Origin of the sequence: Paenibacillus xylanilyticus (genome assembly GCF_047246825.1) — a bacterium.
Classification (GTDB): domain Bacteria; phylum Bacillota; class Bacilli; order Paenibacillales; family Paenibacillaceae; genus Paenibacillus; species Paenibacillus xylanilyticus_B.
On sequence record NZ_JBFOLB010000003.1, the window covers coordinates 1 to 25,184 of the forward strand.

The 25,184-nt window shown below is 41.5% G+C and carries 19 protein-coding genes and 1 rRNA gene; 1 reads left to right on the plus strand and 19 read right to left on the minus strand.

Going from position 1 to position 25,184, the window contains the following annotated elements; all coding sequences use genetic code 11:
- Nucleotides 1-175: ribosomal RNA gene (locus AB3N00_RS19505) — 16S ribosomal RNA — on the minus strand; the annotation flags it as partial.
- A gap of 560 nt (nucleotides 176-735) precedes the next feature.
- On the opposite strand from AB3N00_RS19505, the gene AB3N00_RS19510 reads away from it, so the two are divergent.
- Complete coding sequence (locus tag AB3N00_RS19510) at nucleotides 736-2,103, plus strand: molybdopterin-dependent oxidoreductase (protein ID WP_413036086.1); 1,368 nt, start codon at nucleotides 736-738, stop codon at nucleotides 2,101-2,103.
- Between the two features lie 123 nt (nucleotides 2,104-2,226).
- Here the strand turns inward: AB3N00_RS19510 and ligA are convergent, their stop codons facing one another.
- From ligA to rfbC, 18 genes are all read right to left on the minus strand, one after another.
- The gene (ligA, locus tag AB3N00_RS19515; protein WP_413036087.1) at nucleotides 2,227-4,245 is read right to left on the minus strand and encodes an NAD-dependent DNA ligase LigA; all 2,019 of its coding nucleotides are present in this window, start codon (nucleotides 4,243-4,245) and stop codon (nucleotides 2,227-2,229) included.
- 255 nt (nucleotides 4,246-4,500) lie between these two features.
- Nucleotides 4,501-6,861, minus strand: a complete 2,361-nt coding sequence (gene pcrA / locus AB3N00_RS19520; protein ID WP_413036088.1) for a DNA helicase PcrA — start codon at nucleotides 6,859-6,861, stop codon at nucleotides 4,501-4,503.
- Nucleotides 6,862-7,151: 290 nt separating this feature from the next.
- Entirely contained in the window at nucleotides 7,152-7,847 is a 696-nt protein-coding gene (locus tag AB3N00_RS19525; protein ID WP_413036089.1) for a heptaprenylglyceryl phosphate synthase, read from the minus strand.
- Nucleotides 7,848-8,203: 356 nt separating this feature from the next.
- Nucleotides 8,204-9,079 carry a phosphatidylinositol-specific phospholipase C/glycerophosphodiester phosphodiesterase family protein gene (locus tag AB3N00_RS19530; protein ID WP_413036090.1) on the minus strand — a complete coding sequence of 292 codons (876 nt, stop codon included), beginning with the start codon at nucleotides 9,077-9,079 and terminating at the stop codon, nucleotides 8,204-8,206.
- Between the two features lie 182 nt (nucleotides 9,080-9,261).
- Nucleotides 9,262-10,662 carry an undecaprenyl-phosphate glucose phosphotransferase gene (locus AB3N00_RS19535; protein WP_413036091.1) on the minus strand — a complete coding sequence of 467 codons (1,401 nt, stop codon included), beginning with the start codon at nucleotides 10,660-10,662 and terminating at the stop codon, nucleotides 9,262-9,264.
- Nucleotides 10,659-11,651: a glycosyltransferase family 2 protein gene (locus AB3N00_RS19540; protein WP_413036092.1), complete on the minus strand. Its 993-nt coding sequence runs from the start codon at nucleotides 11,649-11,651 to the stop codon at nucleotides 10,659-10,661. Before AB3N00_RS19540 ends, AB3N00_RS19535 begins: the two co-directional genes overlap by 4 nt.
- Nucleotides 11,652-11,745: 94 nt before the next feature.
- Entirely contained in the window at nucleotides 11,746-12,684 is a 939-nt protein-coding gene (locus AB3N00_RS19545; RefSeq protein ID WP_413036093.1) for a glycosyltransferase family 2 protein, read from the minus strand.
- A gap of 86 nt (nucleotides 12,685-12,770) precedes the next feature.
- Nucleotides 12,771-13,646 carry a dTDP-4-dehydrorhamnose reductase gene (gene rfbD, locus AB3N00_RS19550; RefSeq protein WP_413036094.1) on the minus strand — a complete coding sequence of 292 codons (876 nt, stop codon included), beginning with the start codon at nucleotides 13,644-13,646 and terminating at the stop codon, nucleotides 12,771-12,773.
- A complete protein-coding gene (rfbB, locus tag AB3N00_RS19555) occupies nucleotides 13,646-14,668 on the minus strand; it encodes a dTDP-glucose 4,6-dehydratase (protein ID WP_413036095.1) in 1,023 nt (340 codons plus the stop codon). Before rfbB (AB3N00_RS19555) ends, rfbD (AB3N00_RS19550) begins: the two co-directional genes overlap by 1 nt.
- A 531-nt stretch (nucleotides 14,669-15,199) precedes the next feature.
- Nucleotides 15,200-16,741 (minus strand): alginate O-acetyltransferase AlgX-related protein, encoded by a 1,542-nt coding sequence (locus AB3N00_RS19560; RefSeq protein ID WP_413036096.1) that lies wholly within the window; start codon nucleotides 16,739-16,741, stop codon nucleotides 15,200-15,202.
- Nucleotides 16,742-16,753: 12 nt separating this feature from the next.
- Complete coding sequence (locus AB3N00_RS19565) at nucleotides 16,754-18,172, minus strand: MBOAT family O-acyltransferase (RefSeq protein WP_413036097.1); 1,419 nt, start codon at nucleotides 18,170-18,172, stop codon at nucleotides 16,754-16,756.
- 50 nt (nucleotides 18,173-18,222) lie between these two features.
- Nucleotides 18,223-20,118 carry a rhamnan synthesis F family protein gene (locus AB3N00_RS19570; protein ID WP_413036098.1) on the minus strand — a complete coding sequence of 632 codons (1,896 nt, stop codon included), beginning with the start codon at nucleotides 20,116-20,118 and terminating at the stop codon, nucleotides 18,223-18,225.
- Between the two features lie 19 nt (nucleotides 20,119-20,137).
- Complete coding sequence (locus AB3N00_RS19575; protein ID WP_413036099.1) at nucleotides 20,138-21,037, minus strand: NAD-dependent epimerase/dehydratase family protein; 900 nt, start codon at nucleotides 21,035-21,037, stop codon at nucleotides 20,138-20,140.
- Between the two features lie 2 nt (nucleotides 21,038-21,039).
- The gene (locus AB3N00_RS19580) at nucleotides 21,040-21,771 is read right to left on the minus strand and encodes an ABC transporter ATP-binding protein (protein ID WP_413036100.1); all 732 of its coding nucleotides are present in this window, start codon (nucleotides 21,769-21,771) and stop codon (nucleotides 21,040-21,042) included.
- A 32-nt stretch (nucleotides 21,772-21,803) separates the two neighbouring features.
- Nucleotides 21,804-22,577 carry an ABC transporter permease gene (locus AB3N00_RS19585; RefSeq protein WP_413036101.1) on the minus strand — a complete coding sequence of 258 codons (774 nt, stop codon included), beginning with the start codon at nucleotides 22,575-22,577 and terminating at the stop codon, nucleotides 21,804-21,806.
- 45 nt (nucleotides 22,578-22,622) lie between these two features.
- Nucleotides 22,623-23,465 carry a dTDP-4-dehydrorhamnose reductase gene (gene rfbD / locus AB3N00_RS19590; protein ID WP_413036102.1) on the minus strand — a complete coding sequence of 281 codons (843 nt, stop codon included), beginning with the start codon at nucleotides 23,463-23,465 and terminating at the stop codon, nucleotides 22,623-22,625.
- 28 nt (nucleotides 23,466-23,493) lie between these two features.
- Nucleotides 23,494-24,564 carry a dTDP-glucose 4,6-dehydratase gene (rfbB, locus tag AB3N00_RS19595; protein ID WP_413036103.1) on the minus strand — a complete coding sequence of 357 codons (1,071 nt, stop codon included), beginning with the start codon at nucleotides 24,562-24,564 and terminating at the stop codon, nucleotides 23,494-23,496.
- A gap of 41 nt (nucleotides 24,565-24,605) precedes the next feature.
- Nucleotides 24,606-25,163, minus strand: coding sequence for a dTDP-4-dehydrorhamnose 3,5-epimerase (gene rfbC / locus AB3N00_RS19600; RefSeq protein WP_413036104.1), 558 nt, complete (start codon nucleotides 25,161-25,163; stop codon nucleotides 24,606-24,608).
- Nucleotides 25,164-25,184 lie beyond the last annotated feature (21 nt).

Genomic DNA, 25,184 nt, shown 5'->3' on the forward strand with positions numbered 1-25,184 from the left:
TATTAGCTACCGTTTCCGGTAGTTGTCCCAAGCTTGAGGGCAGGTTGCCTACGTGTTACTCACCCGTCCGCCGCTAAGTATCAAGGAAGCAAGCTTCCTATCAACTCCGCTCGACTTGCATGTATTAGGCATGCCGCCAGCGTTCGTCCTGAGCCAGGATCAAACTCTCCAATAAAGATGAATTTCAGCAGCGCGGTTAAACGCTATGAAAATCATCTGGGGTATTGAAAAGAGCGATTAGCTCATTTTGAATCTGACGATTCATTGTAAATCATAAGTTACTTTTCCATTTGTTCAGTTTTCAAGGAACTTGTTGTCCGTTTCTGTCGACGTTTGTCAACCGGACAGGATATTTATTATATCATGTTAACCAACTATCTGTCAACACTCTTTTTCGTCATTATTCAAACCATTTCGACAATCACTCGTTTGAAGCGACAAGAAATAATATACCATGATCCAATTTAATTAGCAAGCACTTTTTCAATGTTTCTTTAAACTCCGCTTCCTATCTATTGGCGCCAGATAAATATTCGCTTCATCGCCGTCAGATGCCCTTATATATAACGTTGTTCTAATGAACCCGTTTGATGTGAGTGATCCAAAACTTCTATAATGAGGTATATACAATAAAGAAATAGCAATGACATAACATCATCTTATACCGTTCTTCATCTTGGCCGCTTATTACATAGGAAGATTTACTGCTTATTACTCCATTTGAGGTGATTACATTTGAAACAGTGGCTGAAGAATATTCGCAAAGGGTACGGCAAGAAACTTTTGTCTATCCACGCTTGGAACGCCTGGATCGTTGTCATCCTTGCCATCTCGGGTCTTATGTTAGTCGGTGGCTTCTGGCGTGAAATACTCGGTATTGGACGCCTATGGTTAAAATGGCTTCATATTGTTGTTGGCTTGGCAATGCTGGCACCCGTTGTGTATTACTTACTTCTGGCAAGTAAACACTGGAAACAATTACGGAACAGACCGTGGCAAAAAGTGAACACAATCATCGTGCTTGCGCTCCTGGTTGGCTGGCTGATCTCAGGTATAGTATTATGGCAGTTCAAACTTGCAGGACCACGATGGTCCAATTCCGCGCTGCTTATTCATGATTTGCTGACCTGGGTGGGTCTGCCCTATATTATCTACCACTCCATCACCCGGACCAAATGGTTAAAAGATTCTTCGCGTCGTGCGGTGAAAGCATCCTCATCGTTGGAAGGCACCAGTCATACAGCTGACTTAGCAGGCACATCTGACGAAAATGCAACAGCAGTTGCTACTGCACTCACACCTCCTGGAACGGAGCGTGCCTCTGCGGCAAACTCACCTGATCAGCCCGAGAAACCCCAACCCGTGTATACACGGCGTGCGTTTATTCGGTCAGCAGTAGGTGTGGGATTAGCCGTAACTCTCGGCCCTACCTTTGTATCCTGGGTAGGGCGGAACCTTAGCATCGATAACAGCATCGATAGCATGCTGGAGAATGACCCTAATCGGTTGAATCCTTTACCGCAACCTGCAGCTGCCTCTTCACCTCCCATTGGAGGAGGAGCAGAAGGTCATTTCCGGGTATATACGGTAACTCCCATCCCTTCCTTTTCGAATGAAAACTGGTCATTCCGGATCGATGGGCTTGTTGAACGGGCACAGGTCTGGAACTGGGAACAGTTCGTGAAGCTCGCGCGCACCGTACAGGTCAGTGATTTTCACTGTGTAACTGGCTGGTCTGTGTATAAGAATACTTGGGAGGGTATCTCACTCAAACAACTTCTGACTCAAGCCGGGGTAAAACCTGAAGCACATAGTGTGAAGTTCTATTCCGGAGATGGGGTTTATACGGATGCCATTACGATGGATCAAGCACAAATGGACGATATCATGGTGGCCGTCATGCATGATGGGAAGCCCATTCCAGCAGATCTTGGCGGGCCGGTACGACTCGTCATTCCTCAGATGTATGCCTACAAATCGGTAAAATGGTTAAATCGCATTGAACTCATCGATAGCGAACATATTGGTTACTGGGAAGAACGAGGATATGACAAGGATGCATGGCTTACGGGTGCATCTCAGCGTATCCCCAATATCAGTTAATCCGATTTAACAAATGTCGAGCACTTTAACTATGAAAAATAAATACAGGTGAATAGCAAAAACCCCCGATCCACCTATTCGTGGTCATTCGGGGGTTTTTTAATGATTTTCTTAGCTATCAGGTTAGCCTTGCTGATTCAAAAGTCGAACGAGTTCATCCTCATCCTCAATCGTCGGAATGCCCAGGTCATGGGCTTTGGCTAGCTTGCTGCCTGCCTTCTCTCCGGCAATGACGAGGTCTGTCTTTTTGGAGACACTGCCAGTCACCTTCGCTCCCAAGGCCTCAAGTCTTTGCGTTGCCTCGTCTCGCGTCAGTTGATGCAGGGTTCCGGTCAACACGACCGTTTTGCCACTGAAGAAGGAATCTTCCACAACGGCTGCGGGAGCCTCAGGTGCCTGAGCTTTCACGCCCAAATCCAGCATCTTCTCGATGGCAGCCTGAGTAAACGGATCTGCGAAGAATGTTACGATACTTTCCGCTACAATGCCGCCTACATCTGGTAGTTCAACCAGTTCTTCCACGGTTGCATTCATAATGGCATGCAGATCACGATAATGATCAGCCAGCATGCGTGTCGTTGATTTACCGGTATTCGGAATACCCAGCGCGTATAGGAATGATGCAAGGTCACGATCCTTACTGTGCTCCAGCGCAGCGAGAAGGTTGTTCGCTTTCTTTTCACCAAACCGCTCCAGCTTCACCAGGTCATCAAACTGCAATGTGTACAGATCAGCTGGTTCACGCACGCTCAACTCATCGTACAGCTGAATCGCTGTCTTCTCACTGAATGTCTCAATGTCCATCGCATCACGGGAAGCAAAATGAGAGATTCGGGCCACAGTCTGTGGTTTACATGCCAATTTGTTATTACAGAACAGATGAGCACCGCGCTGCTCGAGCGGGAATCCGCAAGCCGGGCACTGCTCTGGATATATGATCTCTTCACCATCGCTCTCTTCGGTCACTTTACCAAGGATCTCAGGGATGACGTCATTGGAACGGCGGATAAAGACCCGCGTGCCCAAGGCAAACTTCAGGTTTTTGCGCTCGATATCGCCCACATTATTCAACGTGCAGTTCGAAACCGTTACTCCAGCAAGTTCAACCGGTTCTACGCGAGCCAGCGGAGTCACCTTGCCGGTACGGCCAACATTCCATACAACGGAGTTGAGAACGGTTGTGGTCTCTTCTGCCTCAAATTTATATGCCACAGCCCAGCGTGGGAACTTATCCGTATAACCAAGCACTTCACGTGTGCGCATGTCGGTAATTTTGATAACAGCTCCATCAATCAGGTAGTCGAGCTGTCCCCGATTCTCCTGAATGGCGGCAAGCTGTTCCATCACATCATCGAATTCATGAAAGTACGTAATCGATGGATTAACTTTGAAGCGGTTCTCCCGGAGAAAATCCATCATCTCTTGATGGTTGGCAAATTGAATATCGTCCGAGTACCCTACGTTGTAAAAATACGCATTAAGCCGACGCTCTGCTGTCGTCTTCGGATTCAGGTTGCGCAAAGCTCCGGCTGCTGCGTTACGGGCGTTTTTCAGCGGCTCTGCTGCCGTTTCATTGTACCGGTTGAGAACGGACAGATTCATGATGCCTTCGCCCTGCACTTCGATCGTACCGTCGGTATACGGGATTTTGAGCGGGACGGATTTGATCGTTTTTACTTGTGCCAAAATCCCCTCGCCTACGGTTCCGTTCCCCCGTGTAGAGGCCTGCACCAATTCACCATTGGTATATGTCAGGTTCAGGGTCAGCCCATCGAACTTTAACTCGATGACATAGCCAGGTTCCGGTAACGGATTATCCGGGTTTTTGCTGTTATAGTCATTCACCAGCTTCAGCACACGGGTATTCCAGCTTCGCAGCTGCTCGATGTTTTGGGCTTTGTCCAAGCTCCAGAGCGGGGAAAGATGACGATGCGGGGTAAACCCCTTCAGCAGCTCGCCACCCACACGCTGTGTTGGAGAATCAGGCAATACCATCCCGCTCTCCTGTTCAAGCGTAACCAGTTCGTCATACAGGAGATCATATTCCTTGTCACTGATCTGCGGCTGATCCATCGTGTAGTACTGATAATTATGCTGGTTCAGCTCGGTCACGAGTTGCTCCATCCGGTGCATCGGGTCCATACAGGGCCATCCCTCCGTTAATTTAATCTATGTAGAACGAACACTCAAAATTGCACTTGAACTAAGCTGACAGAACAACTTTCCGATCGCTGTTATCCCCAGATTTCTTTAATTACTTTTAAAGGGGGAAACCCGGGGATAAAGGCGAAGAGTATGCTTACGAAGCAGCTTTCCTTAGGAAAGCTTTTAGCTTCACTTCTTCAAGTTATTTCTACCCTCTTCGTTATTGTGCAATATTGAAGTTTCGTTCTTAATCTATTCTACTTTGGTAATTGGGGCAAATCCGGCGAGCAAGCGTTTCACACCTACCGGGGCCGGGAATGCAATCTGCAGTTCCGTGTCATTGCCGGTGCCTTTCACCGCAACAATGGTACCTGTACCCCATTTGCCATGCTGTACTTTATCCCCTGCCTTGAAGCCTGCTTCACTATTCGAAGCTGCAGGCTTGGAGGCAGATGATGGCGCAGCATATGTTGGGCGGGAGGTACTTGTGGTCACACGCGAAGTTGGCGTGGAGGCGGTAGCCGAGGAGCCACTTCTGCTCTGCTGTTCAAAGAGCTTAGCCGCACTTCCTCCACCAAAGTTGCTTCCGCCACTGGAGCCGAGTCCACGGCCACCGTACGATCCTCCGGCATTAGCACCGCGACGGTAACGGTCACGGGCAATAGATGTATCTTCTTTTAGCTCATCCGGAATCTCATCCAGGAAGCGGGAAGGCGGGTTTGCCGTTGTTCGTCCGAACAAGGTACGCATCTGCGCACAAGACAGGAAGAGCTGTTCTTCTGCACGAGTGATTCCTACATAAGCAAGTCTGCGTTCTTCCTCCAGCTCTTCATTATCCATAAACGCCCGGCTGTGCGGGAAGACACCTTCCTCCATACCCACGATAAAGACAACCGGGAACTCCAGACCTTTGGCACTGTGCATCGTCATCAGGGTAACCGCGTCACTCTGATCCTCTTCATCATCGTTCATGCTGTCGATATCTGCGATCAATGCGAGATCGGTGAGGAACGAGACCAGTGTTTTGTCTTCATTATTTTTCTCAAATTCCATGGTTACAGAAAGGAACTCTTCAATGTTTTCCAAACGTGCACGGGATTCAAGTGTATTTTCATTTTGCATCTCAAGGCGATATTGACTCATCTCCAGAATCTTCTCGGTCAGTTCGGTTACGGACAGATACTCTACCATCTGATGCAGCGCGGCAATCATGTCATAGAACTCGACCAGCGCATTCCGCGTACGACCTGCAAAACCGAGATCATCCACAACCTGAAGTACACGGAAAATCGAAATTCCACGTTCTCCTGCAGCAGCTGCCAGCTTCGCCACGGTTGTATCACCGATGCTGCGTTTAGGCACATTAATAATCCGGGTAAGGCTGATATCATCGTCAGGGTTGGATAGCAGGCGCAGATAAGCCAAGATGTCTTTGATCTCTTTACGATCATAGAACTTGATGCCGCCGACAATCTGGTACGGAATATCAGACTTGATCAGAATTTCCTCTATAACCCGGGACTGGGCGTTGGTACGGTACAAAATGGCATGATTTTGATAGGATTTGCCGTTCTTCACGTTTTTACTAATCTCAGAGGTAACAAAGTATCCCTCATCATGCTCGGAGTCTGCACGGTAGACCTTGATCTTCGAACCACCCTCTTTGTCCGTCCACAGCTTCTTCGGTTTACGTCCGGAGTTAAGGCCAATGACCTCATTCGCTGCATTCAGGATGTTGGACGTCGAACGGTAATTCTGCTCCAGCATAATGGTCTGTGCCTCTGGATAGTCTTTCTCAAAGTTTAGGATGTTGCTGATATCGGCACCGCGCCAGCGATAGATCGATTGGTCACTATCCCCTACGACGCAGATCCGGTGATGACTGTCAGCCAGCATGCGGCACAGCATGTACTGCGCACGGTTCGTATCCTGATACTCATCGACGTGAATGTACTGGAATTTCTTTTGATAAAAGTCGAGGACTTCCGGCACTTCTTTGAACAGTTGAATGGTCGCCATAATGAGATCGTCGAAATCGAGCGAATTGTTGGCTCTCAGACGTTTTTGGTACATTTTATATACCTTCGCCACAATGCCTTCAAAATAGTCGCCAGCCTGCTTCTCATACTGGTCGGGACCGATCAATTCATTTTTCGCGGTACTCATCATCGCCTGAACGGCTTTTGGTTCGAACTTCTTGGTGTCGATATTCTGGTCTTTCATACAACTGCGGATAACGGATAATTGGTCGGATGAGTCCAATATACTGAAGTTAGAAGTAAAACCGATCCGTTCAATGTCACGGCGCAGGATGCGCACACACATGGAGTGGAACGTGGATACCCAGATGTCGCGGCCCTGTGAGCCACCTACGAGCTGGGATACCCGATCCTGCATCTCACGAGCGGCTTTGTTCGTAAACGTAATCGCCAAAATGCCCCATGGGGGTGTCTTGCGTGTTGCGATAAGGTAAGCAATCCGGTGTGTCAGCACCCGGGTCTTACCACTGCCCGCTCCGGCCATAATCAGTAACGGACCATCGGTTGCCTCGACGGCTTGCCGCTGAGGGGTGTTAAGCCGTGCCACGGCATCATGTATATTTACAGGTTGCATGCATGCATGCTCCTTTCGTTGGTTGATCGATATATAGCATAATGAAGGGTTACACCTGCCACTCCGATGACAGAATAAGCTTCCGATCGCTGTTATTCCCGGATTTTTTTGATTCACTTTTATAAGGTGAAAATCCGGGAATAAAGGCGAGCGCTCCGCTTCTTCAGCTTACTTCTGTCCTCTACGTTTTCGTGTAAACATCATTGCGCTCATAACTTTTTTATTAGTAGGGCAAAGTTCTATTTTAACAGATCGTGAGGGGAAATTGGGGGAATGGTAAACTAAACCGATTAAACCGTTCCTTTTATGGCTTGTACCGTCTCGAGTGCCTTCTTCAAATCGCTGTACACAATGTTACCCACGACGACGGTGTCCGCAACTTCAGAAGCTTGTGCTGCTTTCTCAGGATCGTCGATTCCCCCGCCATAAATGAGATGTGCGCGATCCAGTTGTCTATGCGTCTCACCAACCAGCTCCATATCTCCAAACGTTCCGCTGTACTCCATATATACAATAGGAAGATTGAGCAGTCGCTCTGCAGCCTGGGCGTACGCCACCGCAGCCCCTGTAGTCAGCTCCGTGTCCGCTCCAGTCAAACGCGCTACGGTGGAGTCCGCATTAAGCACAATATACCCTTCGGCAATCAACAGGTCCCACGGGATAAGGTAACCAAAACGTTCGATGGCTTGTTGGTGATGCCCAATCATCCATTTGCTGTCTGTTGCATTCAGCACCATCGGGATCAAATATCCGTCAAAACCAGGGACAACCGCCTCCAGATCGGATACTTCCAGCACACAGGGCAGCTCGTAGCGTCGTACGCGGGACATCAGGTCTACCGTGTTATCATAGGTGATTCCCGAAGACCCACCAACGATGATGGCATCGGTCCCTGACATACATACCAGATCCAGTGCTTCATCCGTGATTTCCCGGTCGGGGTCGAGCTTAAATACGTGTCTCCACTGCTTAATCATGTCTATCAACGAACATTCCTCCAGAGGTTCTTCTGCATCCTAAAAAGCTTGTAAACTAAGTCTAAGTCAGCAGGCAGTGAGTGTCAATGTTCGCATAAAAAGGGGAACAAAAAATCACAGACTTTTCCCTATAAAACGCAGGAATCAGTCTGTAATTTTGAAGAGAAGGTTGCTATATCGTGCTATGAATCAATCAAACAAGTATTTGAGTAAAATGAAGGTCTATTTCTGAGGTGATTGGAATGAGACGCTTAACCATGTTCAGGTTTAAGGTGAGGTGGATTTAGTGCCATGACCCTTCAAAGAAGGCTGCGTGTCCTTGCATGATAAGTGCAGTGAAAGTGTTGATTTGCAGCATACAAATATTACGGCCTCCAGGCAAAGCGAGTATTCATCTGATCCAGCTCTTCTTCGGTCAACACATCTGAATAGACGCCGTAAACGCCCCACTTTTCATAGTTGGCTACCTGTTTGGTATCATTAATGGTATGCACGTAAGTAACAGCACCCGCCTTCTTAAGCTTGGCGACGAAATTCTGATTCACTTTGTATTCCGGCATGGTTACGGCATCAATATCATTCTTTTCCACAAAATCAAGGACCTGTGCTTCGGTATCCTGCGTTGCATAGAGGGTATAGATAATGGACGGGAACGCATAGATTTCTTTCACTGTTTCCAGCATGGGCTCATTATAAATCTGCACGACGATGCGATCCAGTACGGAAGGATCCTTCTTTTGGGCAGCGTTGACGAGAGAAGAGAGCACCTGCTGAATATCCTCATCTTTCTGCTCCTTCGTATCCGTTACGATATACATATCGGGATATTGCGACAGCACATTAATAATGCCGTCTGCATCCATGGGTTGATACATGCCCAGAATCGGTGTATTCATAAATTCATCATGCGTAAGCGCCCCTGCCTGTTTATCTTCAGGAAGCTCCTCCTCCTGCCCCAGCAGTTTGCTCATATTAGCAGTCCATTCATGTCTGGCTACCGCTACACGATCCGAAGTAAGCATGAAGTCGATCTCAAACACTCGCGTGCCCTTCTCATAATTGGCAATCATCGCTTCATAAGCGTTGGTATAAGGCTGATCACGAATACTGCCCATTGCGTGAGCAATCAGTCGAAAGGCTGTAAATCCGTCGTGCTGTTCCTCGCTTTGACTCTCATAGGCAAAAAAGAGGGTACCCACGGTAACGATCAGTAGTGTGATGACGGCGGCGATTCGTTTCATATGAACTTCACATCCTTTAGGAGTGATATTGGGGAGAGGAAGTGTGTAGCTAATAAGATATAACAGCGTATGTGCGGGATTTCCTTTTTGATAGCTAACTACCCGAATTGATGAGGGGTAAAACAAAAAAGCCGCCCGGAGGCAGCTGTTAAATGGTGGTACGGTTGATTAGTTTGTTGGATCTAATACGCATTCTTGAGGCCATTTCGAATGGTCTCCCATATGATTTTGATATCGAATAATAAAGACCAGTTTTCAATATAAAAGATGTCCTGTTCGATCCGATCCTCGATGGACGTATCTCCTCTTAACCCTTTACTCTGCGCCAATCCTGTAATTCCTGGGCGGACGTGATGTTTAATCATATACTTCGGAATTTCATCGCGGAATTGATTGACGTAGTATGGACGTTCCGGCCTTGGGCCAACCACACTCATATGACCCAGCAGCACGTTGAAGAATTGAGGCAATTCATCCAGGCTGGTGCGTCTAATAAATGTACCGAATGCCGTTCGACGCGGATCATCCTTCGTGGACCAACCGGTGTCGACTACACCTTCAGGAATGACTTTCATGGAGCGGAATTTAAACATCATGAAGTTGCGTCTGTTTAACCCAACACGCTCTTGTTTGAAGATGACTGGTCCAGGAGAAGTCAGTCGTACTCCCAGTGAAACGATGACCATTACTGGGGAGGTCAGTATAATTGCAACAAGAGAAAACAGAATGTCGAACGCACGCTTCATCAATCGGTTCACAGCCACATCTAGCGGGATATCACGCACGTTAATCATCGGCATTCCAGCAAAGTTATCAAAATGAGGACGAGCCGGAAGATAATCAAAGAAGTCTGGAATAATCAGTGTCCGTACGCCGGCCTTCTCGCACACCTCAATGATATGCGGATACTTATCGTGAGCATCCAAAGGAAGTGCTAGGATCACCTCGTCGATCATACGAGTCGACAGGATTTCTTCCAACTGGTTGATCCGTCCCCTGATCGGCTTGTAGCGCTGCTGCTCCTCTTGATCCCAGCGACGATAATCATCGAGAAAACCATATACCTCGTACCCGAGATCAGGATAACTACGGAGGTTATCATAGAAACGTTTGCCTAAAGAACCTGCCCCAAGGATCAATACGAATTGACGGTTGAAGCCATTTTTGCGTAGTCTTCTCAGTTGAAGTTTGACGATGTATCGGTAGATCAGGGTAAAAGCAACGTTACCAATCATGTACATGGCCAGATATGCACGAGAGATGTCGACTTCCTTGAAGAAGAACATTAAGCTCATTAGCATAAAAAAGGCGATGCCATGGACCTGAACCAATTTCATGAATTCATCTACAAAACGTTTCTTCCGTTTAGGCATATAAAGGGAGGACATCACACCCGCAATGACGGCAAGTCCCCCGTATACTAAGCTCCATGCAAAGTACTTCTCAATTGGCAACGAACCATGGTTGATGAGCAGGTCACTTTCAAACTTCATCCACCAAGCCATTAAGAAGGAAAACTGTATCACCATGAAATCTGCCGCAATGTACAGTTGGGTCAAAAATTGCTGATTACGACGAATCATGTTTTCACCTCGGAAGATGTCTCATGAACTGCTGCCGTATGGCCGGATGCTGATTCTTTTTGTGGACCCGGCCGAACTAGTTTGTTGCTGATCAGAGACAAAGAAAATTTTAGTGAAATGCCGAGCCATACGGCTGTGTTGGTCAAAAGGCCATAGCGCTTGGCATAATGTTTACGGTGGAAAACCCACATTGCCCTATGAAACTCATAAATGATTTTCATAGGTTTGCGCCGGGCACTCCCACCCTTATAATGCACAATATATGTACGCGGGTAATAATAAATACCCCAGCCCGCCTCTTTGATGCGGTAACACCAGTCGATATCTTCCCCATACATAAAGAATGTCTCATCCAACCCGCCGACCTGGTCGATGGTCTCCCGGCGCACCAGCATGAACGCACCGACAAGACAGTCTACCGGATATTCATCATCCGGGCTGAGATGTCCGAGCTGGTACTGATTGAACTTCGGTCGATCCGGGAACATGCGTGAAATACCGAATGCATAATAAAATGACGCAGATGGTGTAGGAAATCCCCGCTTGCACGCTTTATCCAAGGAACCATCAGGAAGGATGACCTTGCAGCCGGATGCTCCCATTTCAGGATGACGGTCCATGAATCCGATCATAATCTCCAATGTATCCGTCTGCACGACCGTATCCGAATTGAGCAGTAGAATATAGCGTCCTTTGGCGATTTCCATGGCCTGGTTGTTAGCAACGGCAAAACCCGTATTGTCCCTATTGGCAATCATACGAACCTCTGGATATGCGTCACGGATGGCTTCTACGGTTCCATCATGCGATGCATTGTCGACAACAATGAGTTCATATTGAAAGGAAGTAATGGATTTATACACTGATGCGAGACAGTCCAGTGTCAGCTGGCGTGTATTGTAATTTACGATGATGATGCTGACATCAGGCCCATAGTTGTTATTATTTTTCGATCCCCCTCGTAAGGGAGCATCTGCTGTTACGACCATTTTGTAAAACTCCTGACTTTGTAATGCTGTGTTTATCTATTGAAAGTATAGCATATTATGGGCGAAGGTGTGGAAGGCATAGCCAATCTATAACTTATACCTTCTTCAAGACGTATATGAGCTTAAGAACAAGGTTATCAAGAGACGCTTGACGGTAAAAGGGCATTTTGGAAGCATATCTGATACGTTTAATCCAAGAGCTTCCCATGTGGTTTAAAAAACGCTGTACGTCCTTTTGCTGCTGAGCAGATAATTGATCTTTATGGAGTTGTAAGAACATCTTTGCTTGTTTGCTTAATATAAAATGATTTTCACCATTCACGAATCGACTCGATCTGTTTTTCCATTTCACGATCCAGCCTTCGCTGCTCCCACCCAAAACATTATTTTGATGTTGTCGATACAGGATCATCGGCTCTTCATCAAAAATGACCTCACCAAATGCACTAACATAAAGATAGATCCACCAATCATGCATAATAACCTGAGTTAGATCGGAAGGAATGTTCGACCTAACTTGCTGAAAGGCGACTGGATTCATGACCATAGTACAGCCCACGCAGCAGTTTTCGACCATGGCATTATACATGCTTAACGGCTTAGGAGGAAAGATTGGCCACACATTCAGATTGTTCAGATCCTGATCTACCATTTGTGTAGAAGAACAATACATAAGTGGTACGTTCGATTGACTCAATTCTAATTTAGATACTGCCCTACTAAGTTTGTCCGGCTTCCATACATCGTCCTGATCACAAAATGCGTAAAAATCGTATACAGGCTCCGTTTGTCGCATCAGTTCGAAAAAACTTCCAATCACGCCAAAGTTTTTACCCTCAATAACTCGAATCTGGTCCGGACGAGACTTAGTATACTCGCTTAACTTTTGAACAGTTTCGTCAGAAGATCCATCATCCCTGATAATAATTTGAACGTCTACCTTACTCTGTGCGAGAAGGCTTTCCATCTGTTCATCAATGTACTTTGCTCCGTTAAATGTAGAAAGCATAATGCATACTTTAGGTTTATTCACGTGTCACCTCAAAATCTGACTTTTCTACATTATATACGAAAACTCCCGCCCATTAGTAATAGAGCGAGAGTTACATATTGTGACTGCTATGTTTGTTGCTTTTTTAAAGATAAGCTAATAAAATCATGCAAACCCTCCCGCCATGAACGGAGATCTGCTAAACCGTTGGTCCGAATAGATAGATGGTCCATTACTGAATTACGCGGCCTAGGGGCTGGTCTGGAAAACTGGTCTGTCGTACAAGGCTCCAATTGCGCTTGAATGGATAACCCACCAACACTCTGAGCTTCCTCAAAGATGGCCTGAGTGAATTCATACCATGTACAAGTACCACTATTGGATGCATGATATATTCCATACATTTCTGTCTGCATAAGCTTTAGCAAAAATCCAGCCAAATCTACGGTATACGTAGGTGACCCTTTTTGGTCATGTACTACCTGTAACTTTTGTTTTTCCTGACCCAACTTCAGCATTGTTTTGACAAAATTATTCCCGTAAAGGCCATAAACCCAAGAAGTACGCACAACAAACCATTTGGAGGACAAAGACTGTACCAGTAATTCTCCTGCTCGTTTAGACTTCCCATACACACTATGCGGAATCGCATCATCGTATTCCTGATAGGGATGTACCGAGTTGCCATCAAATACATAGTCCGTACTAATATATATTAGTTTAGCTCCTGCTCTTTCTGCCGCTACAGTAACATTGCGTGTTCCAAGAGCATTCACCTTATACGCACTATCGACATCCGTCTCCGCTGCATCTACGGCTGTAAAAGCCGCACAATGAATGACCACTTCAGGTTGATATGATGAGATGACGTCATTGCACTGTACCTGATTCGTAATATCCATCTGATTCCGATCACAAGCAAGAACAGAATGTCCCTCTTTTTCCAAAAGAAGAACAACATCCCGTCCCAGTTGTCCGTTGGCTCCTGTAACCAAAACCTTCATTACTTCACGTCTCCCAATCGAGAGCCATATTGATTGGCATAGTACTGTTGATACACTCCTGTTTGAATACGGGTCCACCATTCTTTGTTATCGAGATACCATTGAATAGTCTCCTTGATCCCGGTTTCAAACGTATGCTTTGGCTTCCAGCCTAGTTCAGACATCGTTTTGGTTGGATCAATGCCGTATCTGCGGTCATGTCCTGGACGGTCCTGGACGTATTTGATTAGGGATTCTGGCTTGCCGAGTTGCTCCAAGATGGTTTTAACAATGTGCATGTTGGTTCGCTCATTATTGCCACCGATGTTGTATACCTCACCGTTACGTCCTTGATGAATCACCAGGTCGATAGCACTGCAATGGTCCTCAACGTAGAGCCAATCCCGGATGTTTAATCCATCTCCATACACAGGCAAGGCCTCGTCAGCAAGGGTACGGGAGATCATCAGTGGGATTAGCTTCTCAGGAAACTGGTAAGGGCCATAGTTGTTTGAACAGCGAGTAATATTCACAGGAAGGCCAAAGGTCTCATGGTATGCGCGAACGAGCAAATCCCCACCTGCTTTGGACGCCGAATAGGGGCTGTTTGGCTGCAACGGTGTCTCTTCCGTAAATAAGCCTGTTGGACCCAACGAACCATATACCTCATCCGTCGATACCTGAACGAACTTGGTGACATTGTGTTTTTTAGCAGCTTCAAGCAATACTTGGGTACCATTCACGTTCGTCCGTACAAACACGTCTGGTTCCAAAATGCTGCGATCCACATGAGATTCCGCGGCAAAGTTAACGACAACATCCACATCTTGGCTAATTAGGCGGTCCATCTCGGCAGCATCTGTAATATCTGCTCTGACAAAGGTATGACGTGCGTTGCTTTCAAGTGACTTTAAGTTTTCCAAATGACCTGCATACGTCAGCGCATCCACATTGATGATTTCGTAATTAAGATGCTGCTCCAGCATATATATCACAAAATTACTTCCAATAAAACCGGCTCCGCCGGTAACGAGCAGTTTCATACTCGCCCTCTCCTTATAAAGAATTGACCTTGCAGAATAATTATTCTGAGACAAATATTTGTCGGCCAGTTCCTAGTTTTTTTATTAAGCAAATAAGTTCACAGCTTTGGCATAAGATCTTCCTCAACAAGCAGGCTGTCACCTTAACTCTCCATTTTAAAACTCTCATATTTTTTTCATATTGGTTATTTATATGTCAAAATTGAATCAAAAGTTCCGCATTATCTTATCCAATATAGATTTAGGCAGAAGCTTGAATGCTACGGGCAGATTCCAAAAAAGTGATAAATATATGTAAGAACTAAAAACAAAAAGAACAAACCTTATGGAAGGTTTGTTCTTTTTGTTTTTGAAATTAGAAGTGTAAAAAAGGAACCATACTCAAGGAGATCCATCAAATAAAATAAATCTAACGTACCCCCAGTTCACCCAAAAATCCTGAGCATATTAAGACATAGTTATGATTCATTCACCTTTACAAAAAACATTGTAACCACAATTTATAGGTTCATATCAAATTTTATTCATGAACTATTCCCAAACTATTTTATAATTTATAGGGGCATATTGATAGGATTTATCTTTTGAAATAATAACAAAACCAATTTTATCCGTATCCTTTAAATCTTCTACATTTACATAAAACGTAAAGCCCGAATTAGTCAGCTTAGAATTACTAAAATAATCAGAAACGCTAGTTTTAGGAGCACCATATGAACCTGAATAGTACTTATTGCCGACTTTTAAGAAAACTTGTTCGGCAGTATCTCCAACATCTGAGTCGACCGCCCAGCCTTCTAGTTTAATTATCTTCTCACTCTTATCTAGAGTAATTGTATCTCCTGATATTAGAGAGCCGTTTACAGAATCAAGCCACATAAGACCTTCTTTTTGCTTTTCGTGTACCTGAAGATCCTCATACTGATTATAATTATCAAAATAACCACCAGGATATGATATTGATTTAGTAAATTCATGCAATGCAGGCTCCATAAACTCCAAAATAAAAACATCCGGGTTCGTAACATTCACATAATTTTTTAATTCTTCAGCATTTTCCCAGTGGATAAAGGTAAGTTCCGAAAAACTTTCAGCTAAGTTAGGCAACATAAACATGTATATATAACTATCTCCTAATATTAGGGCCTTTGGCAAATTATCATTATTAGGATTCACATAACGAAACGAAATACTATTACTACTTAAATTAAGATTATCAATTCCACCTCGGTTCTCTACTGCATTGTAACTTTCTTTATAAGTCCATTTGAAGTCAGTCTCTTCCATTTGAAGAACACTGTTTGACTTTCTAACGTATGGCTCAATTATGAAATCACTTTTATTTAGAACCTTAATATCGGGGATATATTTTTTAACTCGATTCATTAAATCAGAATAGGCTACAAATGCACCATTAGAATTCCAGTGTGATAAATCGTAATTTTGCGAATATACAACATCATGTTCCTTCGCCTTTAACAAACTTTCTTTAGTTGAAAATATGTCAACATTTGTGTTTTCACCCAAATAGTCAACAACTAAATCCGTCCTGGAATCCCCGCCAACTTTTAGTATGTTATCTGGCATATATTCGGGATATATCGTCTCTTTATCGGGGTTAACCATTGTTATAAATGGGATCCCCATACCGGTTAAATAATCACTTAACTGACTAAATTTCAAATTATACTGCGAATACTCGTCTTGTGTAGGTAGATCAAGATTCTGATATGCCCTCAGCATATTCGGATACATTAGATAAAGCCAATTGTCCTTACCTATGACAGTATCCGTCCTAGTTAATTTCCCAAACAAACTGTATTGCACGGTTGAATTAGCCTTTACAAGTTCATCCCTAAATCCCATATTGTCATTAAACCAAGATTCAAATTCCTCTATTAAATTTGCATTAATCCCCCCATCACCAGAAGTTATATCGGGAAATCCAGCTAGAGTCCTGTTTTCAGAGACCGATACTTTCCCTTGCATCTTGTTCACCATGATAAGAGGAGTTGCTATTGCAATGACAAATAAGATAATCATAAAAATATTAAACGCCTTAGCCGCCTTCATCTCCAAAACTCCTTAGAATCTAAAATAAATAAAAGGGTTGTAAGTTGATGTGACCATAAACATAATGCATATGATCAATAATAATGCAATATAAACATTTTGAATAAATAAGCTGAATCCATTATGTTCCTCATAAGCACCGACGTTTTCCCCTATATATTTGGATATTGGCAATGAAGCAATAGCAGCTATGATCAAAACCGCTAGAACCATCGGATCGAGATAATACCATACAGTAAAACCAACATTAAATGGAGTTTTAAATCCAAACATTATTTTTAAATAATCCAACGCATAACTTATATCAGGTGCTCTAAATAATACCCAACCTATTAGGACAATTAACATAGTGTACAACCATGTAAGGAATCTTGGAACTGCAACTTTAATATTGAATTTTTTTATGACACGTTCAATTATGAGAAACAGGCCATGCCACAATCCCCACAGCACAAAATTCCACGCAGCACCATGCCAAAGTCCCGTTACTATAAAGACAACCAATAGATTAAAATATACATTGCCTCTTCTATTACCGCCTAAAGGAATATATAAGTAGTCCCTAAACCAAGATGATAATGATATATGCCACCTTCTCCAAAATTCAGTTACATTTTTGGAAACATAAGGAAAGTTGAAGTTTTCTTTAAATTTAAAACCAAACATTCTAGCAAGCCCTATCGCCATATCAGAATATCCTGAAAAATCAAAATAGATTTGCAATGAGTAACAGATCGCCCCAATCCATGCAGTAGCCATGGTATTTTCATGAGATGGAAGACTGAAAATGTTATCAGCAACTTGACCAAGAGTGTTTGCAATAATTATCTTTTTCCCAAGACCTATAACAAATCGTCTTATTCCATAAGCAAAATCATCTACAGATACACTCCGATTATCAATTTGATCATGCACATCGACATATCTTACTATCGGTCCTGCAATTAATTGAGGAAAAAAAGACTTAAACAACGCAAACTTCAAGAAATTCTTTTGTACTTCCACTCGTTGAACATATACATCAATTACGTATGATAGGCCTTGGAAGGTGAAAAATGATATACCAATGGGTAATATAATATTATGCAATGGAAGACTCAAGTCCATTATGTTGTTGACACTCGATAAAACAAAATCAAAATATTTAAAGTAGAATAATAAACCACAATTGGCAACCACTCCAACTATCATGACTAGCCTGCAAATCAAAACATTATACCTTCTACGACAAAGATCAATAAGTAGTCCGAAAATATAATTTATTAGAATAGAAAGAATGATTACAAATACAAATCTAGGCTCACCCCAAGCATAAAAACCTAAACTAGATACTAGCAAAAATGCGTTTCGATACTCTACTTTTAGTAGATAATAAATAAGCAATACAAGAGGAAGGAAAAAAAACAGGAAAATTGATGAACTAAAAACCATTTGAGCATACTCCTCGCCTATATCTTAGTACCTAGCTTCACAGGCTACTTTTAGCTACCTTTAACTAGCACTCTTTTAATAGCTTTCAGTTGATTGACAACCCTGGGAGGTAGATGCTCACGTAGCTTAGATTTTATATAATATTTAATGGACCGTTGTCTGCCTATTGAACTTCTAATCCCATCTACAATTTCCCCGTGGTGTCTATACCTATACCTACCATTTTCAAAAACTGCCGTATTAATTTTTCGTAACATGTGATTTAAGTTAGTTATTTCTATCCTAGCTAGTTTGTCGGACATCACCCAACCTGGATAATACCCTTCAGCTTGAGCAATAAATGGATAAACCCTTTCAATCGCGTGCAATAGAGTGCCATCTATATCATTGGGCTCTTCTGGGAAATCTTCATATTTCCAATCAAACTCGATCAATGTTTTCAAAGCAGCAGGTCTAAACCAAAACATGGTGCCCAATGGCGCTATCGGCTCTTTGGAAATATCTAATGGAACATGCTCCATCCCAAGTTCATTTAACAAATTCTTGGTATTTTCAAAGTTATTTGACCACTCTAATCCAATTGTAGAATAATAAATTCCATGATTAGGAGGAGGTGGGGTTAATAGACCTAGTTTTGGATTTTCTTCGAATGTATCAATTATATTTTTGACATAATTTTTACTACCAAGTACGTTTTCAAAACATTTATACATAAATGACTCACCGACACTATATGGCTTGATTTGTGATGTTTTCTTATCATGCGCAAAACAAACATAATCATAGTCCATTATTACATCTTTACATCCAACTAAGAGAGAAGATACATCTCTGCCTCGATTTTCAATTACTCTTACCTCTAGTTTGTTGCAATCGAGTTTAGAAAAGACTTTAAGTATAGCTTCCTTCTTCTTCTCAGTGTCAGTAGTAATATAAACATCAGATTCAGCAGAGATTGATTTTGCGTAATTAAAGCACTCACCTAGCAAGTCTTCAAAGTAAAGATGCATAATCAAAGCTACTTTTTTGTCCTGATTACTAAGGGGCTTGCTAAAGTCTAAGGGTAATATATAGTTTGCTTGCATATTTTTTTTTATATCTGCCTGGTTACTTGTCCTTAAAATATTGTCCCAGATAAGATCAGTATCATATTCCAAATTTCTTCTTATATACTCATAAGTTTCTATTCCTACTTCCCCAGTATTGAATAGGAGATAGTAATCATAATAATCGAAGAATACCTTTCTTTTTACTATAGGGCATCTTCTTTTCAATAATTCAAGCGAGTAATAAGTAGTGGGTGCTTGAGTATATTCTATAAGGTCATCTGTATCAATGTATACATCACAAATAAAACCACTATCACTAAAATCTTTAGTAAAAACCCCCTCATGATACGCCATAGATTCAATATATGATCCGATCGGTCTCATTTCCCCCCAATATTTATGAAACTCATAACTATTTAACATCTTACTTCGAATTACAATAAAAAAAGACTGAATAAAATCTGGAATATACCCATATTTCATATGTCCTCCAGTCCAGTCATCTTCTGAACCGTAATGTTTAGTAATCCCCCAAAAATCGATTTTCCTTTTACTCATTTCATCAAACATCTCTTTAAACGGAAAAAAAGGCCCGAACATGGTATAGTTCATTAATATGAGTTCATCATAGGTAGAAAGATCACTCCACCCGATGTACTCTATTCCTTCCTTGTAGGCCCAAACGTCAAACCCTTTGTTTTCTCTCACCACGATTTCTTCCGTGAATTTTTCAAATATCTGACGGCCTTCCACTGAGAGTTTCCCGTTACAAACTACAACTAACCTATCTACATTTTTTTTTAAATCTTCTAGCATCACTGAAATGTAATTGTCTACCAATCCATCTTTGTCATAAAACAAAAAAATAGCTGCTCTTTTCATTTCTTTAACTTCCATCCCCATCATTCTCGCCCTTTCATCTTCCATCTACCAATACACTTTTATTCCATAACTCAAGAACCGTTTGAATCTTTTTGTTGCTTCCCCATATCTCTGGAGAGTCATATGGACGCTCTGGATATACACCATAATTTAATTTTATATTGAATTCATTTTTTCGCAAAAATTCTTCAACCATATCTTTCAAAGTAACTGCTTTTCCTGAACAACAATTAATAATTCCTTCAACCTCTTTTTGCAGGACACACAATGAAATCTGACGTGCTAATTCTTCAACAGGAATAAAATCATATTTATTGGTTCCTAATGTGAATGGAAATGTTTCTTTACCTTCTTCTTCCGCTTGAATAATTTTTGAGAATACAGACTTACTTTTGATATCATCACCATAAATATAAAATGCTCTCAACCATTGAAATATTGTATCTTTATCTTTCAAGAATACTTCCAGTGATTGACGTAAACTATTTTTTGCAATCCCATACATTGAGTAAGGGTTGGTCGGGGTTTTTTCATCAATTTCACCTTCATGGTAACCCACTTCGTGCATAGTCCCCATAACTGCAACATGATTCAATCCACCATTCACCATGTTCTTAATAAATTCATAATGTAAGTAGAGATTATTTAAATGCGAATCTGAATTATGAACAAAGCCATCTCTCCACGCCATATGCAAACAAACATCAGGTCTTCCTAATTGCTCAAAAATCTCTTTATTCCCTGAAAATATATTGTATTCCATTATATTAGCTCGAAGATCCACCCGCTCTGTGTTATTGTCAACAGCAGAAACGTTTATACCCATATCCAAAAGTGTTTTTACAACATAATTACCGATATAGCCACCTGCTCCAGTAACTAGTACAGTTCTGTTACTATACATAACTACACTCCCCAAATCTTTTTTTTCCAAGACTACCCCTGCAAGTATGCGGCACATACTTCTCCAACAAAACCAGAAGCCATAACCTGTCCCTTTTTTAGCCAAATTGCATTTTTACATACGTTCTTAACTTGCTCTATTGAATGTGATACAAGAAGCAATGTCGTTCCCCCAGCAGTTAACTCATTCATTCTTTTTTCACATTTTTCTTGGAATGCTTGATCTCCGACTGATAGTATCTCGTCAACAATTAACAAGTCAGGTTTAACCAATGTTGCAATGGAAAAACCAAGTCGAGCTACCATTCCAGATGAGAAGTTTTTCAATGGTACATCTACAAAATCGTACAATTCGGAAAAATCAATAATTTCATCATACTTCTCCTGCATAAATTTCTTTGAATATCCCAAAACCGCACCATTCAAAAAAATATTTTCACGTGCAGTAAGTTCCATATCAAATCCTGCACCTAGCTCTATTAATGGTGCAATGCTTCCGCTTACTTGCACACTGCCCAAGGTTGGTCGATATATCCCCGATATTATTTTCAGCATAGTACTTTTTCCGGAACCGTTACCCCCAATAATAGCAAAGGAATCGCCTTTCTCTACTTTAAAAGATACATCTTTAAGAGCATGAAATTCATCATACTCTATATTTTTCTTCAACAATCTAATTGTATATTCTTTCAAGCTGTTAATTTTTTCTCTTTCCAGATTAAATTTCATTGAAACATTATTCACTTCAATGGCAATATTTGACATGAAATCACCCCTTTACCACTTGCGCATAATTATCAAATATGCAAGACAAACTTATGCTGATTTTTATAGAATATGAGCAGACCCAATGCTACTGATAACGCTGAGAAAGAAAGACATGCTAAATTCGTATAGAAGTCCGGAAATTGGCCGTACAACACTATATCGCGAAATGCTTGAACAAAATAAAACATTGGATTCACTTCAATAATCACCTTAACGTAGTCGGGTACCACGTTAACAGGATAAAAAATGGGTGTCAGATACATCCAAGCAGAAAGTAGAACATTATATAGATGAATCATATCTCGGAAATACACAGCCAGAACAGACATAATTAAACCGATACCAATCGAAAATATAAAAATATAAAGAAGAGGCACGGGAAAAAATAAAAGTGCAGGTGTAATTGGCGCGCCAGTAAACAATATAACAATAATCATTGCAACCAAGGAGAACAACAAGGTAATGAATGAAGAAATTACCTTTGAAAGCGGAAAAATGTACTTTGGAATGTACACCTTCTTAATTAGTGGCCCGGCACTCAAGATAGAATTCATAGAAAGGGAGGTGGATTCTGAGAAAAAATTAAATATAATTTGGCCTGCCAATAAATAAACCGGGAAATTTGGAATATCGAACCTAAAAATATTAGAAAACACAGCTACCAAAACAACCATCATTAATAATGGATTTAACAAGCTCCAAAGATAACCAAGAAAAGAACGACGATATTTTATTTTTAAATCTCTTACAACAAATTCAATTAACAAACCTTTGTAACGCCAGAAATTTTTGAGGTAACTCATTGCATCCGACCCTTTAAATAAAATTAAAAAGCTTACTAGTACACGTTATTTTGTATTGAACTCAATCAAATACCTAGCTAAGGCTTCCTTCCAATGAGGTAAACGATTGAACCCTGACAACTCCAAACTTGATTTTGACAATTTTGAATTTTTTGGTCGATCAGCTCTAGATGAATATTCATGTGATTTAACAAATTCAACTCTGGTCTTTTTATTTGTCTGTATAAAAATCTCAGATGCAAATTCTGCCCAACTACAAAATCCTTCATTAGTAGCATGATAGACTCCATACTTTTCGGTTTGGAGCATTTCAACGATTAGTCGTGCTAAATCAAAAGTATACGTTGGGGATCCTACTTGATCAGAGACCACTTTTATCACTTCGTGGTCTTCAGTTAACCTTAGCATCGTTTTCACAAAATTATCTCCATTAATTCCAAACGACCATGATGTTCTAATTATGAAATACCGTTGTAGTCTAAAAATGACCTCTTTTTCTCCAGCAAGCTTCGTTTGCCCATAGATAGATTTTGGACCAACTTCAGAGTATATCTCATAAGGATCAGTACCTTCACCCGAGAACACATAATCAGTGCTGATATATACCAATTTAGAACCTAACTCGTTACAGAGTGAGGCTATTCTTGCTGTTGAATCAACATTGACTTTTCTGCATTTCTCCGCTTCGACCTCTGCTCTATCCACATCCGTGTAGGCTGCACAATGCACAACCACGTCGGGTAAATAATCCCGAATAAAAATTGAAGTTTCTTCTTCGTTTGTTAAATCTATATCGTTACTACTTATAAATTCAATTCCTTGTTCATATAAGCATTTCACAACATCAAATCCAAGTTGACCCTTGACTCCAGTAACTAATACCTTCATGGTTTTTCCTCCAGAAATGAATCTATATTCATTTAACTGTTCTGGAACACAGAAGATCATAATAATTTTTATAATCTCCATTCTTCACTTTGTATAGCCAGTCTTGATTACTCAAATACCATTGTATTGTTTTCTTAATCCCCTCTTCAAACATTACTGATGGGGACCAGCCTAATTCTTCCTTGATCTTTTGAGGTTCGATGGCATATCTTCTATCATGTCCTAATCTGTCTTCAACATAGTTAATTAAAGATTCAGGTTTGTTGAGTTCTTGCAGAATAATCTTTACAATATCTATATTTGTCTTCTCATTATGACCACCAACATTGTATATTTCACCAGGTTTCCCGTCATGAAGTACAAGATCAATTGCAACACAATGATCATCAACATAAAGCCAATCCCTAACATTCAAACCATCGCCATAAACCGGCAAATTGCTGTCCTCTAATGCTTTGGATATCATTAAAGGTATCAATTTTTCTGGAAATTGATACGGACCGTAATTATTTGAACAACGAGTAATGTTAACATTAAGTCCAAATGTTTCATGATATGCCCTAACAAATAAGTCTGCGGAGGCCTTACTTGCTGAGTATGGACTATTTGGTGCCAAAGGAGTACTCTCGTGAAAATATCCCGTTTCGCCCAAAGAACCATAAACTTCATCTGTTGAAACCTGTAAATATTTGTATTCCCCTTGGTACATTGAATCCAACCAATATTTTTTAGAAATATCCAAAAGAACCTGCGTACCTTTTATATTAGTATCCAAAAACACTGCTGGATTTTCAATGCTTCTATCTACATGAGACTCTGCAGCAAAGTTAATAAGATAATTAGGATCATGAGTTTCAAAAATCCCATCTATTAATTTCACATCAGTGATATCACCTTTAATGAAAATGTGATTTGGATTAGATTCAACACTTTTTAAATTTTCTAAATTCCCTGCATAAGTGAGGCTGTCAAGGTTGACTATTTTATAGTTAGGGTATTTCTTTAACATGTATATAACAAAGTTACTTCCGATGAATCCTGCTCCACCAGTGACAAAAATTGTTTTCTCGTTCTTATTCTGAGTCGTGAGTTCTTCCAATTCAATCTTCCTCCTAAAAATAACTTGAAAATACTAATATTTCAAAATTCCAGAACCTGCTCACTCAAAGATTTTAGATTTTTGTCTTTCTCTGACAATAGTAATTCTGTAATTCCTTCTAAAGGCCACTCAATGCCAATCTCAGGATCATTCCACAAGATGCCCCCATCAAATTCGGAATGATACAGATTCGTACACTTATAAACAAATTCAGCTTCATCGGAAAGCACTAAGAAACCATGAGCAAAGCCCTCAGGAATATAAAATTGCTTCTTATTTTCGCCAGAAAGCAAAACTCCACACCACTTTTTGTAAGTCAGCGAGTTTTTCCGCAAGTCTACAGCTACGTCAAAAACCTCTCCTGATAAAACTCTCACTAGCTTCCCTTGGGGGTATTTAGTCTGAAAATGAAGCCCCCTTAAAACACCTTTCTTAGACTTGGACTGATTATCTTGAACGAATGTCATTCCAAGTCCTCCTTCTATAAAAGCTTGTTTATTATACGTTTCCATAAAATAACCTCTATGGTCCCCATAGACCTGGGGTTCAATGATAACCAAATCCTTAATAGGCGTTTCAATAAATTTAAAATTGCCCATAAAATCCTCCTTATTATAAAT